The 15580-nt window shown below is 62.2% G+C and carries 12 protein-coding genes; 10 read left to right on the forward strand and 2 right to left on the reverse strand.

Going from position 1 to position 15580, the window contains the following annotated elements:
• Window positions 1-342: 342 nt before the first annotated feature.
• The 8 genes from B5Y19_RS10640 (at window position 343) to B5Y19_RS10675 (ending at window position 8469) form a co-directional block, all read left to right on the forward strand.
• Window positions 343-1260: an MBL fold metallo-hydrolase gene (locus B5Y19_RS10640; protein ID WP_055729669.1), complete on the forward strand. Its 918-nt coding sequence runs from the start codon at window positions 343-345 to the stop codon at window positions 1258-1260.
• A gap of 87 nt (window positions 1261-1347) precedes the next feature.
• A complete protein-coding gene (locus B5Y19_RS10645) occupies window positions 1348-2100 on the forward strand; it encodes an SDR family oxidoreductase (RefSeq protein WP_055729668.1) in 753 nt (250 codons plus the stop codon).
• A 63-nt stretch (window positions 2101-2163) separates the two neighbouring features.
• Complete coding sequence (locus tag B5Y19_RS10650; RefSeq protein WP_079591461.1) at window positions 2164-2589, forward strand: cupin domain-containing protein; 426 nt, start codon at window positions 2164-2166, stop codon at window positions 2587-2589.
• Window positions 2590-2659: 70 nt separating this feature from the next.
• On the forward strand, window positions 2660-3607 hold the full coding sequence (locus tag B5Y19_RS10655) for a mechanosensitive ion channel family protein (RefSeq protein ID WP_055729666.1): 948 nt from the start codon (window positions 2660-2662) through the stop codon (window positions 3605-3607).
• 171 nt (window positions 3608-3778) lie between these two features.
• Window positions 3779-6700, forward strand: a complete 2922-nt coding sequence (locus B5Y19_RS10660) for a PAS domain-containing protein (protein WP_079591462.1) — start codon at window positions 3779-3781, stop codon at window positions 6698-6700.
• Window positions 6690-7331, forward strand: coding sequence for a response regulator transcription factor (locus B5Y19_RS10665; protein WP_055729664.1), 642 nt, complete (start codon window positions 6690-6692; stop codon window positions 7329-7331). The genes B5Y19_RS10660 and B5Y19_RS10665 overlap by 11 nt, the downstream gene beginning before the upstream one ends.
• Window positions 7332-7333: 2 nt before the next feature.
• Entirely contained in the window at window positions 7334-7696 is a 363-nt protein-coding gene (locus tag B5Y19_RS10670; protein WP_055729663.1) for a response regulator, read from the forward strand.
• Between the two features lie 80 nt (window positions 7697-7776).
• On the forward strand, window positions 7777-8469 hold the full coding sequence (locus B5Y19_RS10675; RefSeq protein WP_055729719.1) for a response regulator transcription factor: 693 nt from the start codon (window positions 7777-7779) through the stop codon (window positions 8467-8469).
• 127 nt (window positions 8470-8596) lie between these two features.
• Here B5Y19_RS10675 and B5Y19_RS10680 read toward each other — a convergent pair whose 3' ends face one another.
• Window positions 8597-9346, reverse strand: a complete 750-nt coding sequence (locus B5Y19_RS10680; protein ID WP_055729718.1) for an SDR family NAD(P)-dependent oxidoreductase — start codon at window positions 9344-9346, stop codon at window positions 8597-8599.
• Between the two features lie 424 nt (window positions 9347-9770).
• Between B5Y19_RS10680 and B5Y19_RS10685 the strand changes: the two genes are divergently transcribed.
• The gene (locus B5Y19_RS10685; protein WP_055729662.1) at window positions 9771-10601 is read left to right on the forward strand and encodes an alpha/beta fold hydrolase; all 831 of its coding nucleotides are present in this window, start codon (window positions 9771-9773) and stop codon (window positions 10599-10601) included.
• 105 nt (window positions 10602-10706) lie between these two features.
• Here the strand turns inward: B5Y19_RS10685 and B5Y19_RS10690 are convergent, their stop codons facing one another.
• A complete protein-coding gene (locus tag B5Y19_RS10690) occupies window positions 10707-11333 on the reverse strand; it encodes a tyrosine-type recombinase/integrase (RefSeq protein WP_055729661.1) in 627 nt (208 codons plus the stop codon).
• Window positions 11334-11587: 254 nt separating this feature from the next.
• Here B5Y19_RS10690 and B5Y19_RS10695 point away from each other — a divergent pair, with 254 nt between their 5' ends.
• A complete protein-coding gene (locus B5Y19_RS10695; RefSeq protein ID WP_079591533.1) occupies window positions 11588-15289 on the forward strand; it encodes a DEAD/DEAH box helicase in 3702 nt (1233 codons plus the stop codon).
• The last annotated feature ends 291 nt before the right edge of the window (window positions 15290-15580 follow it).

Below are 15580 nucleotides of genomic sequence, written 5' to 3' on the forward strand. Positions count from 1 at the left end.
TCGGCCACGTCCTTGGTGGTAACGGCGTCGGCAAATTGGCTCGGAATCTGTGCCCGGCGGAATCAGGCAACGGTCTAGTCGATGCACACCAATGGATAGGAGTGGATCCTTCTGCACCCAGTATTGGATGGGCGCATTCTTGCGCGGCCCGTATTCTTGCATTCAGCGGCGGCCCATTTCGATGTGTTTGAGCGGCGCACTTTGGGCCAAGGCAGCCAGCATGATGGTGCGAACCTATGATTTGGTATGGCTCGCCCTGTTCTTTGATCCAATCGACCGAAAAACGGGCTCCCAATAGCGTCTCCGGTGCCGTGAGCAGAGCGGCGTCATTAGGAGACAATCATGAGCCTGGACACCGCCTCACTTCCAAGCAGGACAGGACCCGAGGAGCTCGTTCCATCGCGCTATGCGGTGCAGATCGGCGATATCGAGGTGCTCATCATCAGCGATGGCGTATTGCCGCTTCCAACGAAGATGCTGGGTCACAACGTCGCCGCGACCGAGCGCGCGACGTGGCTGAACGAAATGTTCCTGCCGCAGGACGCGTTCGACTGGTCGCTGAACGTGGTCGTGGTCCGCAGCGGCAACCAGACCATTCTCGTCGATGCGGGACTGGGGCTGGACCCGAACCTGAACCTGCCCAAGGCAGGCCAACTGATCAAGCGATTGGCGGCTGCTGGTATCGACCTCGCATCGGTCACCGATGTCGTGCTGACTCATATGCACATGGACCATGTCGGCGGGCTGCTGGTCGAAGGCGTGAAAGAGCAGCTTCGTCCGGATCTGCGGATCCATGTCGCTGCCGCCGAGGTCAAGTTCTGGGAAGCGCCGGATTTCAGCCAAGTCAACATGCCTGCCGGCTTCCCGGATGCATTGCGGGCCACTGCGAAACGCTTCGCCCAGGAGTATCGCAGTCATCTGCGGCCGTTCGACGATGAGCATGAGATCGCGCCGGGTGTGATCGTCCGCCGCACCGGCGGCCACACCCCCGGCCACAGCGTGGTCCGCCTGGCATCCGGCGGTGATCGGTTGACCTTCGCCGGCGACGCCGTCTTCACTGTCGGTTTCGACCACCCCGACTGGCACAATGGGTTCGAGCACGATCCCGAGGAGGCGGCTCGCGTCCGGGTTCGCCTTTTGACCGAGCTCGCGGCGACCGGCGAGCAGCTGGTGGCAACCCATCTGCCGTTCCCGTCCGTCGGCCGGGTGGCCGTCGAAGGCGACGCTTTCCGCTGGGTTCCGGCCTTCTGGGACTACTGACAGCTGTCCTTCCGCGCCGGCAGTGCCGTTCGCCCGCGAATTGGTGAACGGCGCGCCGCACGAATGCTGCGAGAACGGAGACATCAGATGAAAATCGTGATTATCGGCGGAACCGGTCTGATCGGTTCCAAGACCGCGGAGCGTCTACGCCGGAAAGGGCATGACGTCGTTGCCGCCTCGCCGAATACCGGCGTCAACACGATCACGGGTGAAGGCCTAGCGGAGACGTTGAAGGGTGCCGAGGTCGTGATCGACCTCGCGAACTCGCCTTCCTTCGAGGACAAGGCCGTGCTCGAATTCTTCGAGACCTCGGGCAAAAACCTGATGGCGGCGGAGAAGAAGGCCGGCGTGACGCACCATGTCGCGCTCTCCATCGTCGGCACCGACCGGCTGCCGGAAAGCGGCTATCTTCGTGCCAAGGTGGCGCAGGAAAGGATCGTCCGCGAGGCCGGCATTCCCTACACCATCCTGCGGTCGACCCAGTTCATGGATTTCCTAGGCGGCATCGCTCAGGCGGGAACGGTCGGCGGGACAGCCCATCTGTCGACCGGCAACCTGCAGCCGATCGCCTCCGACGATGTCGCCGATTTCGTGACGGCGGCGGCGTTGGCCGCACCGGCCGATGGCATTGTCGAAATCGCCGGCCCCGAACGCGCGCGCCTCTGCGATTTCGTCGCGCGCTACCTCAAGGCGATCGGGGATTCGCGCACCGTCGTCCCCGATCCGGAGGCCCGCTATTTCGGGACCAGGCTGGAGGCCGGTTCGCTCGTCTCCGACAACAACCCCCGTATCGGCCGCATCGATTTCGATCGCTGGTTCGCGACGGCTCCCCGGAAGTAACGCCCTGCAGATGAGCCGGCGCCGAACCGGCTCGTCGGCTTCCTTCATGAAAGGACGATAAGCATGATCAGATCATTGGTACGTGCCGTTGTGTTGACGGCTTTCCTGTCTGCCCCGGCTCTGGCGCATGACACGCCCGGTGGCGGCGAAGGCGCGAAGGTTACATTGGTCTACGACCACGAACTGCCGAACGTACCGGGCAAGAGCATGAGGGGCGTGGTGGTCGAGTACGCGCCGGGCGGCTTTTCGGAGGGCCACACGCACCCGACTTCGGCCTTCATCTATGCGACCGTGCTCGAAGGGGCGATCCGCAGCCAGGTCAATGACGGGCCCGCCACGGTCTACAAGGCCGGCGAAAGCTTTTCGGAGCTGCCGGGCGACCGCCACGGCGTCAGCGAGAACGCTAGCAAGACGCAGCCGGCAAAGCTGCTGGCCGTCTTCGTCGTCGATACCGCCCAGCAGGAACTGACGTTCCCGCTCAAAAAGTAGACGAGCAAGCCGGGTTTCGACCCGGCACCGCCCTTCTCAGCCCGGGCGATCGTGATCGAGGCCTCCCTTCATGTTCGGCGATGACCACACCATCCCGCTTGTCCTGATCAACGTCCTGGGACTTGCCGGCATCGTCATCTGGCACATCCAGGGTTGCGAGCGCCCGACAGGCCGCCTGACTGTCCAGATCCTGTTCTTCGCCGGCATGAGCCTCGTGCTCTACCTGGGCGGCATCGCTCCGCATCAGCCCGACGATGCCTATGCCGAGGGGCTGACCGCACTGCTCTCCAAATCCGCCAGAATTCTCTGGTGGACCCATCTCGCCTGGACGGTCATTGGCTTCATTCACATCTATGTCAGGCTGAACCGCAAGCCGCAGGAAGCGCATCTGATCCTGGATATGGCCGTCGCTGCCATCTATCTCGGCGTGGCGTTGTCAGTCATGGGCTTCGTCTTCGGCCTGCCGATCGCGACCCTGGTGACGACCTCCGGCGTCGTTGCGCTCATCCTGGGTCTGGCGTTGCAGAATACCCTCGGCGACGTCTTTTCCGGCATCGCGCTGACACTCGGCAAGGCCTATGCCATCGGCGACTGGGTGCAGCTCAGCGACGGCACGGCGGGTCGCGTCACCGAAACCAACTGGCGCTCCACCAATCTTCTGACCGGGTTGAACAACATCGTCGTGCTGCCGAACAGCCTGCTGGCCAAGCAGAGCCTGACCAGCCTGAGCCGTCCCGACGAGTCCCATCTCATCACATTGGGCGTTCGCTTTACCGCCGGGCAAAGGCCGCGCATCGTCGAGGGCGCCATGCGATCCGTGCTGGAAGCCAGCACCCGGATCGTCAAGGAGCCCCCGCCGGCCGTCGCCCTGAAGGGCATCGACGCGAAGGCGATCGAGGTGGAACTGCAGTTTCGCGTCGCGAGCCTCGCCACGGGGACCTCCGCTAGGAACGAGATCATCGATCTCATCCATGATCGCTGCGAAGCAAGCGGCCTTTCGCTGGCCGAGCCGGCTTAGGCCTCATTCTTCACGACTCGATTTTCCGGCAAGTCATGGATTTCCATAAGTGCGGCTGCGGCGTCCCGGCGCTAGTTTCTGGTGAGCTAGCCAGTCGCGCCTTGGAAGACTGGTGCTAGACGAAGCTGTGACGGTTTCCAGGCATTCCGTCTCCGAAAGGGACAGCCGATCATGGTAGCAGCGCTTCGCCGAACGCCGCCGGCGTTGATGATCGTCTCCCTGGCTGTCGGTCTCGCGGCATGCTGGTCGACCCGGACACTCTTCGGCGTACTGGCTCCGCTGGGCGCAGTGTTTCTCTATGCTCGGGGCTATTGGCTCCTGGCGGCCTGGATCGGGCTGCTGATCGCCTTCGCCGCGTCGGCCTTAGCTGCCCTGTTCTATCCGGGAGCCATAAGAGAAGCTGCGCTTTCGCTCGGGGCACTTGTCGCTGTCGCCGCTTATATCGGCCTGCTGCTTATCCCCGCCTCGCTTCGCCGCGGCAACCATTCCGCTGTGCCGCGGCGACCAGAACCGGGGCAGCCGGAGGGGTTAGGGCCAGTTCCAGCGCACGGCGCGATCCACCCCGATGATCGGGCCGCAATCGCGCATGCCGCGGCCTACGCATTCTGGACGGGTGTGCCGCAGGTGACGGGCTACCGGCTGCGCCAGCCGGACGGCAGCTACCACTGGACGGAGTTGCGCGCCGAGCCGGGCTATGGCGTGAGCGTCGACGTCGACGCCATGATCTCCCGACCGGATGATCGGTGGAGCGTCGCGGAATCCCTTGGAACGACCATGGAGGCGGTCAAGGCAGCCAAGGTGATCGAGAGCCTGCACGGCAAGGCCTGGGCCTTCGATGCGATGGGCCGGTTCACCTATGTCACGCCGGCTGCCCAGGTCGCGATCGACATGGCCTTGGAGGACCTCAACCGCCGCCTCGGCGAGCGCGAATTCATCGACGGCGGCGAAGCCGGCTGGATGCGCGGCGTCCATCCCGACGATGTCGACAGGGCAGCCTCCACCCTGCGTCACTGCCTGAAGACTGGCGAGCCGTGGAACATTGAATACCGGATGCTGCGCGCGACCGGGCAATATGTCTGGCACCGCATCTCGGCGCGGCCGACACGGGATGACAATGGCCAGATCACAGGCTGGTTCGGCACCTCGATCGACATCGACGTCTACAAGAAGACCGAGGCTGCCCTGCGCGCCAGAGAGCAACATCTGGAGCAGTTGATCGACACGGTCCCGGCCATGATCTGGAGCATGACCGGGGCAGGCCATCCCGTCTATCTCAATAGGCGGATGATGGAAGTGACGGGCGCCACGACCGAGACCGTTACGGCTCCTGATGGGTCACTCACGCTCAAGAGGATGATCCATCCCGATTTTCTGGAGCAGGCAGAGCGGACATTCGCCCGATCCGTCGCAACGGGTGCGCCATACGCGATCAAATACCTTCAGCGCCGCGCCGACGGCACCTATCGCTGGACTGAAACGCGAGCTGAGGCCCTGCGCGACGAGGCGGGCCAGATCATCCGGTGGTACGGCGTATCCGTCGATATCCACGATCTGATCACCACGCAGACGGAGCTGCATCTGCGCAAGCAGGAGTTAACGCGGCTCGTCGATCTGGTGCCGAGCTTCCTTTGGCGGCTGACGCCGGACGGTGCGCCGAACTTCTTCAACCGCCGCTTCATCGATTTTCTGGGCCTTGACGAAGGTAGCCTCGAGCAGCCCCAGACGGAGCAATATGCGGCGGCGTTGAAGGCCGCGGTCCATCCGGACGACGCCGATCGCGTGTGGGCCGGTCTGAAGGCTTGCCTGAGCAGCGGCCGGCCTTTCGCCATGCGCTATCGCCTGCGCCGCCACGATGGCGTCTATCGCTGGATGGATGGGCGCGCGGAGCCGCTCCTGGACGAGGACGGCAGCATCATCCAGTGGCACGGCCTGTCCCACGACATCGACGATCAGCTGCGGGTGGAGGAGGCACTTCGGGAAAGCGAGCGTTCGCTGCGCCAGCTGGTCGAGACACTGCCTGCCCTCATCTACTGCGCCGCGCCGAACGGGGAGCCGATCTATCGCAGTGAGAAGCTGCGAGAATTTCTCGGCTTCGGGCTCGCCGACAAGGATGAGGAGGGCACGACACGCCTGACCGGTACCCTCGACGCGATCATCCATCCCGACGATCTCCCCGACGTCAAAGAAAGATATGCGCATTCTCTGGCGACAGGCTCCCCCTATGCGATGAAGCATCGCCTCAGGCGGGCCGATGGCGCATACCGCTGGGTCGAGACGCGAACCGCTGCGATGCGAAATGCCGAAGGTGAGATCATCCAATGGAACGGCATCTGCTTCGAGATCGAAGATCAGGTGCGGGCACAGGAAGCGCTGACATTGACGCAGGAGCGGCTCGCGCGCGCGGCACAGGCCGCGAGCCTGGCAGAGCTCTCCGCCTCAATCGCCCATGAGGTCAACCAGCCGCTCGCCGCGGTCGTCGCGAACTCCCATGCATGCCAGCGCTGGCTCACCTCGGACCCGCCCAATCTGGAGCGGGCGCAGAAGACCGTCGAGCGCATCATCCGGGACGCGAATTCCGCCGCCGATGTGGTCGGCAGGGTCCGCGCCCTGTTCAGGCAGACTGTCGAGGCGCGGAACCTCTGGCAGCTCGACACCATCCTCCACGAGGCCAGGGACTTGATGCTGGAAGAGGCGACCCGACGGCGGATCCGCGTCGAGGTCGATGTCGAGCCGGGACTGCCACCGCTGGCCCTGGACCGCATCCAGATCCAGCAGGTTCTGGTCAATCTGATCCGCAACGGCCTCGAGGCGATGGAGCCGGCACAGCGCGGGGCGCTTCATATCCGGTCGATGCGTGCCGGCGAACTCATCCGGACCGAAGTCCGCGATACGGGCGCGGGCATCAGCGCCATCGAGAAGGTCTTCGAGCCGTTCTTCTCCACCAAATCCCACGGCATGGGCATGGGGCTGGCGATATCGCGCACCATCATCGAATCCCATGGCGGGCGTCTCTGGGCCGAGGACAATCAGCCCAGCGGGGCGATCTTCATCTTCACCCTGCCTGTCGAAGCGAAAGCGGACCATGATCGTTGACGACACCATCGTGTTCATCGTCGACGATGACGAGGCTCTGCGCGAGGCGTTGGGCGAGCTGCTCGAGGCCAACGGGGTCCGGTCGGCGCTGTTCCGATCTGCCGGCGACTATATCGGCGCCGACAAGCCTGATCTCCCGGCCTGCCTTATCCTCGATGTCGAGCTTCCCGATATCAACGGGCTCGAATTGCAACGGCAGATCGCGCGGGACGACCATCCACCCATCGTGTTCATCACCGGTCATGGCGACATTCCCTCATCGGTGCGCGCCATCAAGCATGGCGCCGTCGACTTCCTGACCAAGCCGTTCAGCGATACCGCGCTTATGGCGGCGATCGGCTCGGCGATCGCGCAGGACCGGGAAACCAGGGCGAACCGTGCCGAGGTCGGGTTGCTGCGCCAGCGTTATCAGGAGCTGTCTCCGCGCGAGCGCGAAGTCCTGCCTCTGGTTGTAAGCGGGCTGCTCAACAAGCAGGCCGCGGCCGAGCTCGGTATCAGCGAAGTCACCCTGCAGATCCACAGAAGAAACGTCATGCAAAAAATGGCGGCGTCGTCACTCGCCGACCTGGTGCGAATTGCGGAACGGTTGGAAATCCCGATCCAGCATTCGCGCCGGATGGGAGGAATCTAGGCTTGTGCACACACAAATACATCGTGGCTGTCGTCGATGATGATCCGCGGTTGCTGGAATCGCTCGAAGATCTGCTCGAATCCGCCGGCTATGGGGTTCGCAGTTTCCCGTCGGCGGTAGCCTTGATGCAGGCCGGCCTCGCCGGGCTGGACCTGCTCATCACCGATATCGGCATGCCGGGTCTGGACGGCTTCGAGCTGCGCGACCTCGTGAACAGGGAGCGCCCGGAATTGCCGGTCTTTCTGATCACCGGGCGCCATGAGATCGCCGACCAGATCAGGGCGCGTGCCGTGGAGAGCTTCTTCTGCAAGCCGTTCGACGGCCAGGCGCTGCTCGCGGCGATCGCGCGTGCCCTGCGTCGGTAGGGCTCTTCCAACGAATTGAGCGCCGGTTCGCGTGAGCGACAGGGCGCAGACAGTGCTTCTGAGAGATGTGGAAGGTGAACATGATCATTGATCGCTCACTCTCGCCAAGGTCGAGGTCGCTGCCGGCACAACGCCAGGGCGGGGCGAAGCACCCCCTCGTCATCATCGTCGACGACGACGCGTCGGTTCGCGAGGCGCTGTGCGAGTTGATGCTGTCAGCCGGCTTCGAGGCGATTTCGTTCAGCTCGACCAAGGCACTGCTTGAGACCAGCGCCCTCGATCAGCCGGGGTGCCTGATCCTCGACGTCCGCATGCCCGGTCCTAGCGGGCTCGATCTGCAACGGCATCTGACGTCGAGCGGAAATCCCAAGCCGGTCATCTTCCTGACGGCGCATGGCGATATCCCGATGACCGTCCAGGCCATGAAGGCCGGCGCCGTCGATTTTCTGACGAAACCGGTCCGCGATCAGACGCTACTGGACGCGGTCAACGCTGCGATCGGGCTGGATGCGGCACGACGCGCGGAAGCCGCCAGGATCAAGGGCTATGTCGAGCGGGTGCAGACGCTGACGCCGCGGGAGCGCGAAATCATGCACGAGGTGACGCGGGGACGTCTCAACAAGCAGATCGCCTTCGACCTCGGCATCAGCGAGGTCACGGTCAAGCTGCACAGAGGCAATCTGATGCGGAAGATGGAGGTCGCCTCGATCGGCGAACTCATCCGGGCCTGGGAAGCCCTGCCGGTGAGAATGCGCGCGACCAACGCCGCGTAGGACCTTTGAGCGAAACCGGAAGTGGTCGCGGTGGCGCGGTGGGATGAAACAACGGCATGGAGCAGGCTCCAGGCGCGGCAGTCCGATCACCTCGCCCGATGCGCAAGAACGAGCGCTCTGCCTGCGGTCAGGTCAGCGCCATGCCGCCATCGACGGTGAGATTGACGCCCGTCACGAAGTCACTCTGCGCCGAACACAGGAAAAGCGCTGCTTGAGCGAGCTCGTCGGCCTCACCCATCCGGCCAAACGGGATCGCCTGTGCGGCCACGTTCTCGACCTGTGACAGCGCCTCGGCCGGGATGCCGAGCTTTCCGATGATCGGCGTAGCAGTCGGGCCGGGGCTGAGCACGTTGACGCGGATACGCCGATCCTTGAACTCCAGCGCCCAGTTGCGGGCGAATGCCTCGATCGCAGCCTTGCTGCCGGCATAGACGGCATGGCCGTCCAGCACCTTGCGGCTGGCGATCGAGCTGGTCAGCAGGATGGCTCCGCCATCGCGCAGCAGCGGGGCGATCTTCTGCACGCCGAAGAAGGTGCCGCGCGCATTGGCGAGGAACTGCGCGTCATAATCCTGCGGCGTCACCACGAGGCTCGGCTGGATCCGAATGCCGCCCGCATTCGCGATGTAGATATCGGCCTTGCCGAACCGTTCCGCCACGAAGGCGGCGACGCGGTCATGCGTGGCGAGATCGGCAATGTCGCCTGCAAGACCGACCGCCCTTTGCCCCAACGCCTCGACGGCTTCATCGACCGCCTCTTTGCGGCGCCCGACGATCAGGACCTTCGCACCTTCGGCCACGAAGACGCGCGCCGTGGCGAAGCCGATGCCACTGTTGCCGCCGGTGATCACGGCGACCTTGTTCGACAGCTTTTCCATGCGGACCTCCATCTGGAGGACACGAGATTGAAGCGATCTCAAATGAAATCAAATATTCCGAAGTCGATATGATCTATACATCGGTATAGAATGAGCTGACGTTGAGCTTATTGCTTGTGGATCTGCCTAGCGCAAGATCGACTGGCTTCGAAAGCCGCAAGACTCTCAAAATAAATGCCGCGGCCTCGAGGCCGGCTCTTCACGAGATGCACAACCGGGCATCGGCCGGAGGCGTCGATCGCAGCCCCATAGCCGCGCCTCGGAGGCGCCAATGCCGAACGACACCTCATCCAGTCCGACCGATTGCAGCCGGCGCGACCTCCTATGCGGCGGCGCCTGCGTGGCGGCTGCTGGCACGCTTCCGCTCTCGTCTTTCGCTCAACCTGCCACCGTTTCCCCTCAGTACAATCGAAGGAGCCAACGCATGAACTATGTGACGACCCGTGATGGCGTCGAGATCTTCTATAAGGATTGGGGCCCGAAATCGGCTCAGCCGATCGTCTTCCACCATGGCTGGCCGCTCAGCTCGGATGACTGGGATGCGCAGATGCTGTTTTTCCTGGCGCAGGGCTTCCGGGTCGTCGCGCACGATCGGCGCGGGCATGGCCGCTCCAGCCAGGTCGGCGAGGGTCATGACATGGACCATTACGCCGCCGACGTCGCGGCTGTTGTCGAGCATCTCGACCTGCGCAACGCCGTCCATGTCGGCCATTCGACCGGTGGCGGCGAGGCCACGCGCTATGTCGCCCGTCACGGCAGAAAGCGCACGGCAAAGCTCGTCCTGATCGGCGCGGTGCCGCCGATCATGGTCAAGACCGACCGCAACCCGGGCGGCCTGCCGATCGAGGTCTTCGACGGCTTCCGCAAGAGCCTCGCTGCCAATCGCAGCAGGTTCTACACCGATCTCGCGGCGGGACCGTTCTATGGCTTCAACCGACCGGGCGTCGAAGCGGATCCGAGCCTCATCCAGAACTGGTGGCGCCAGGGCATGATGGGCGCGGCCAAGGCCCATCATGACGGCATCAAGGCCTTTTCCGAGACCGATTTCACTGATGATCTCAAGGTGATCGAGGCCCCGACGCTGGTGATGCATGGTGATGAGGATCAGGTCGTCCCGATCGGCGACAGCGCTCCGCTCACCGCCAAGCTGCTCAAGCGCGCGACTCTGAACATCTACAACAAGCTGCCCCACGGCATGGCGACGACCCATGCGGATGTCGTGAACAGGGACATCCTGACATTCGTCCGGGGCTGACATGCATGGGCGAGGCGGCAATCAAAGCCGCCTCGCCCATGTTCACCGCAGGGCCACCATTGGAATTCCGCAAGCGGCACGGCTTCTTTTGCTAGACTGGAAAGCTCATAGATCCGTCTGCTCGGACAGGAGCAGAGCATCATCGACTTCAATGCCGAGGTATCGGACGGTGCTTTCGAGCTTGGAATGGCCCAGTAGCAGCTGCCAGGCACGAAGGTTGCCGGTTCGCCTGTAGATCAGCGCAACTTTTGTCCGCCGGAGGCTGTGTGTCCCATAGAGTGCGGGATCGAGGCCGATCAAGGCGACCCAGCCATCGAGAAGCCGGCCGTATTGCCTCGTCGTCAAGTGATCACCGGGTCGGCTCCGGCTCGGGAAGAGCCATTCGCCGGTTGCCGCTGGTCGTCTCCTAAGCAAGGCTGTCAGCGCCTCTCGGGTCGGATCCGTCAGCTCGAAAGGCACTGGCCGGCCGGTCTTCTGCTGAATGATCGATGTTCGCAGCCGCACGGTTCCGCCGAGCATGACATCGCCCACACGAAGCCGGACGAGATCACAACCACGCAGCTTGCTGTCGATGGCGAGATTAAACATCGCCAAATCTCGCACGCGTCGGTCGTGCTGAAGCCGTGTCCTGATCGCCCAGATATGACGCGGCTTCAGGGGCGGCTTCGGACCTATGATGCGGCCGGTATTCCAAGCCGGACGCTGATGGGTCTGCTGAGCTTCGACAAGCATGACGCATCCTCCATCGGGAGGCCGCATCCGAAGCGCATTCTACTGCATCTGTCGCTCGTCTGATGCGCCACTTGCTGACATTCATGGGGTGCCCGAATCCAGACATTGAAACCCGCCTCAGGTGGTCAGGCAACGTATCTCATGCGACGTTCTGCTAGGAACGCTCACCTCTCGCGGTTGACTCGATTCCTCTTGAACGACTGCGGACAAATTTGCATCGTGCTTGGCAAAAAATGGGGCTCGCCGGGACGGAGATGCAGACTACCTCAAAATTTCAGTCGAAGATCCTTAGCCGCCAGAAGCATGATCTCGATTACGATATTTACCGCGCCGGCCTCGAATGGGATTTGACCGATCCTATCGTCATCGAGAGCGCCGACGATTTTAAATCAACGCAGCGCTGGAAGAAGCACCTCGATCCTTATCACCACCAAGTCAGCAATCTGATCACCTTCTGCCGACGACTGCCGGTTACGCTTTTGGCTGACGACGTCGGCTTGGGTAAGACGATCAGCGCTGGTCTCGTCATGAGCGAACTGATTGCGCGCTCACGGCTAGCCAAGATTTTGATTGTCTGCCCGAAGGTCCTCTGCCCGCAGTGGAAGGAGGAGCTGGAGACGAAATTCAACATCAACTGCGAGGTCGCCACAGGCAAGGAACTGGTGTCTGCGGATCCGGGAGAAACCGGGGCGGTCATCACAACCTACAATTCGGCGCGGCTTTATCTCGATCGCCTTCCTGAGGACAGCTTTCAGATGCTCGTCCTGGATGAGGCTCACAAGCTCCGGAACCTATACGGCACGGAGAAATCTCCTCAAGTTGCACTGACCTTCCAGCGGGCGCTCCAAAATCGGCGCTTTCGCTTTGTGCTGATGCTGACGGCAACACCGATTCAGAACCGGCTCTGGGATCTATATTCGCTCATTGATCTGCTGACCGTCGCGCGGGGGCATGAAAACCCGTTCGGTTCGCCTGGAATGTTCGCACGCCGCTACATCGCAGATGACAAAGAGAAGGCGCGCCAGCTCAAGGAGTCGGCGCGCGACGAGTTCCGCTCGATTGTTTACGGCTACATGTCCCGGGTCCGGCGTGGAGACGCCCAGCTCTCCTTCCCCGAGCGCGTCGTACAGATGCATCGCGTCCAGCCGACGACCATGGAAACCGAGCTGATCAACGCGATCGCCAAGCCAATCCAAAAGATGAACCGATTAGCGCAGATCAGCATCCTCCAGGCGCTATCGAGCAGCCCGGACGCGCTCGCTGCGCAGTTGATTAATATGGCGCGGAAGGGAACCGCCCAGCCGGAACTGGCTCAGTTAGTTAGCGGCATCGTGAAGCAGATGCCTCCCAGCGCGAAGCTGGCAGGCCTCGGCGCACTCATCGATCAACTGAAGAAGAACAATCCTGGCAGTTGGCGTCTCGTCGTGTTCACGACGCGGCGCGAAACGCAGACGACGATTCAGAGCTTCCTGGAGAGCAATGGCCTCACTGTCGGCCTTATCAATGGTGACTCCGGCCAGCGCAACCAGGAAACCATCGCCCGCTTCAAGCAGGATCCGCCTGCTTGCCGGGTCATCGTTTCGACCGAAGCTGGCTCTGAGGGCGTCAACCTTCAGGTCGCAAACGTGCTGGTCAATTACGATCTGCCCTGGAACCCGATGATTGTTGAACAGCGGATCGGGCGTGTGCAGCGCCTGGGTTCAAAATTCGAGCACGTCAGCATTTTCAACATCACGCTGAAAGGAACGTTCGAGGAGTACATTGTCGGCCGTCTGATGGAAAAACTGCAGATGGCTTCACACGCCATCGGCGACATTGAGTCCCTCCTTCAGGGCTCCGACGTGGGCGATCGTGATGACGATGCCGCGTCCACGTTCGAGGAGCGCATTCTCGACCTTGTGCTGGCAGCGCTTGCCGGCAAGGACGTCGAGAAGGACCTCCGGTTAAAAGAGCAGAGCATCGAGAACGCCAAACTCGAACTGGAGCGCGAGGAAGCTAATATCAACGCAATCCTCGGTGGCATGGACGGCGTCGGCTATGTTGGCCCTCGCGCGCCGACCTTACCTCCACTCGATCGCTCGATGGATCTGCAGGCCTTCGCGCTTGGTGCCCTCCGCCAGCTCGGGGCGATCATCTCGCAGTACCGGACCGGGATATACCTCGCTGAGGAGAAGGGACGCCAAGAGTACATCACCTTCGAAGAGGGTGCTTCGCAAGATCGGCGTGTGCAGCTTTACGCGCCGCAGTCGCCCGCGCTGCAACGATTGATCAAGCGGGTCACGGAATCTGGCGTTCACGATGTTCGCGATGGCGATCCAGACCCTGGTCCGGCGTCCGAAAAGCTAGTTCGAGATTGGGCTGACCGACTTGGCGCGAAGCTCGAAGGCAGCCGCGTCAACACAGTCACGCGATCGTTCGGCGGCGAGGCGCTTTTGCGCGTTCGCGCGACCACAGCTCACGATAGCTATGAGCGACTGGTTACGTGCGACTGTGCGCGCAGTGACCATATTGCGGTTCCAGCGGAAGCAGGCGATCTGTCCGCACCAGAACACCTGATCCAGGACGTGAAGAAGCTCGGGATCGATATCGAAAGGCTTCAAGCCGCCGGCGAACAGGACGCGGGCATCGCCGAGTTTTCGCGCTTTTATCTCGAACGTGGTGCCGTCGAAGTGAAGGCCGCTGGTGCGGATGAGCGCAAACGCAAAAAGCTGGAGGACGACTTTACGCCCCGGCTGGATATGACGCTGGTCGGTCTTAGAGGAACTGTTCAGCGCGATATCGCTCTGCGAGCGCGCTACTCGTTCCCTTCAGGGGGCCTTTACGAGTCCGAGTTTCTAGTTCGGCCAAGCGCCGGGCAAATCCTCAATGAGCCGCCGACCGCGCGCTGCGCGAAGTCGGGGCAGGTCGCTCCGACCGCCTGCCTAGACCAATGCGAGAGTTCGGGCGCGCAAGTCCTGAAGCACTTGTTGGTCGGTTCGGAGGTTAGCGGGCGCAAAGCGCTGGCTGAGTTCACCGCGCTGTGTGCCCTCAGCGGGAAACGCGCACTGCTTGACGAACTGGAGGAATCTCAGGTTTCGGGACAGAAGGTGGCGTCAAAGCTCCTGAAGACATCGGCACTGAGCGGCAAGCGCGCCGAGCCCGAACATTTCGATGTCTGCCAGTTCACGCGGGCTGATCTGCTGCGGACCGAACTTGCTGTGAGCGAGGTATCCGGAAAACTTTATCGGCAGGACCAGCAGGCGCGGTCAGAGGTTTCTGGGAAAGCAGGCCACAAGGGGGAGTTCACGAGCTGTCATGAGACACGCCAGGTGTTGGCGCTGAATGAGGCCGAGAAATGCGCGATTACCGATAAGGCGGTACGCCCAGGCGTTCTTGTCGTGTGCGAGGCGACAGGAAAGCGCGTTCTGCCCAATGCGCTCGGTACATGCGTCTCGTCAGGCAAGCGGGTTCTCAAAGAGCTGCTGACGACGAGTAGCGTTTCGCAAGCGACGGTGCTGCGTTCCGAAGCCGTTCAGTCTTCATCGGGTCAATTCTGCCTCCCCACCGAGGTTGAGACCTGCCTCTGGAGCGGAAAGCGGGTCCACCCGCTGGATATTCGCCTGTGCTCACTAACTGGCCTCCCGATCCATATGGAGTTCGCTACCAAGGATGCCCAACCTCGCCTAAAGCCACTTGTGGAAATGCTCGATGGGGTACGGCGCACCGCTGACGAGCAGCCGATATGGCCTCGCGTTGGAGACCGAATTGCGGTTGCGTTAAAGGGAGGGAAGCCTCGCGTTGAGGCGGCCGTGCTTTCACCCTCCAAAACGCATCTCGCGATCTGCTCGGAATCAAAAACCATGCTCGGACTTCGTGTCCGGCAACTTGGTATGATCTATGACTTATCGGATCAGTCGATCGTCGGCAGGATCGTACAGGGAAAACGTAGCGGGAGCGGTTGGGCTGCAAGCAGCTAAACGGATCTCGACATCGGATCGGCTGTATCGGCCGATTTTCTAGCGTTCCGTTGACTGCTCTTTATGCGCAATGCCCTCGAAGAGTGGTAGAATTCCTCTTCCGGTGCGAGGCGGAGGCCATCCCCCTCGAACTGCAGCAGAATGATTTCCTGATCGTATCGCTCGGGACGAAAACTCACCTGCTGCACCGGCTCCGCGTCACTAGTGGAAGTTGAGAGTTCGCTACACCAATCTAATGCCGTCAACGAACAGGCAGCAGGCCACCTGAGCGCCTTCCCTTAGAGCGACGGA

The organism is Allobosea thiooxidans, from assembly GCF_900168195.1.
Lineage (GTDB): Bacteria > Pseudomonadota > Alphaproteobacteria > Rhizobiales > Beijerinckiaceae > Allobosea > Allobosea thiooxidans.

Excerpts from the sequence above, each read along its gene's own strand:
- B5Y19_RS10675 (WP_055729719.1), top strand. The coding sequence starts at position 7,777 with ATGATCATTGATCGCTCACTCTCGCCAAGGTCGAGGTCGCTGCCGGCA.
- B5Y19_RS10685 (WP_055729662.1), top strand. The coding sequence starts at position 9,771 with ATGAACTATGTGACGACCCGTGATGGCGTCGAGATCTTCTATAAGGAT.
- B5Y19_RS10690 (WP_055729661.1), bottom strand. The coding sequence starts at position 11,333 with ATGCTTGTCGAAGCTCAGCAGACCCATCAGCGTCCGGCTTGGAATACC.
- B5Y19_RS10665 (WP_055729664.1), top strand. The coding sequence starts at position 6,690 with ATGATCGTTGACGACACCATCGTGTTCATCGTCGACGATGACGAGGCT.
- B5Y19_RS10680 (WP_055729718.1), bottom strand. The coding sequence starts at position 9,346 with ATGGAAAAGCTGTCGAACAAGGTCGCCGTGATCACCGGCGGCAACAGT.
- B5Y19_RS10650 (WP_079591461.1), top strand. The coding sequence starts at position 2,164 with ATGATCAGATCATTGGTACGTGCCGTTGTGTTGACGGCTTTCCTGTCT.
- B5Y19_RS10695 (WP_079591533.1), top strand. The coding sequence starts at position 11,588 with ATGCAGACTACCTCAAAATTTCAGTCGAAGATCCTTAGCCGCCAGAAG.
- B5Y19_RS10640 (WP_055729669.1), top strand. The coding sequence starts at position 343 with ATGAGCCTGGACACCGCCTCACTTCCAAGCAGGACAGGACCCGAGGAG.
- B5Y19_RS10655 (WP_055729666.1), top strand. The coding sequence starts at position 2,660 with ATGTTCGGCGATGACCACACCATCCCGCTTGTCCTGATCAACGTCCTG.
- B5Y19_RS10660 (WP_079591462.1), top strand. The coding sequence starts at position 3,779 with ATGGTAGCAGCGCTTCGCCGAACGCCGCCGGCGTTGATGATCGTCTCC.
- B5Y19_RS10645 (WP_055729668.1), top strand. The coding sequence starts at position 1,348 with ATGAAAATCGTGATTATCGGCGGAACCGGTCTGATCGGTTCCAAGACC.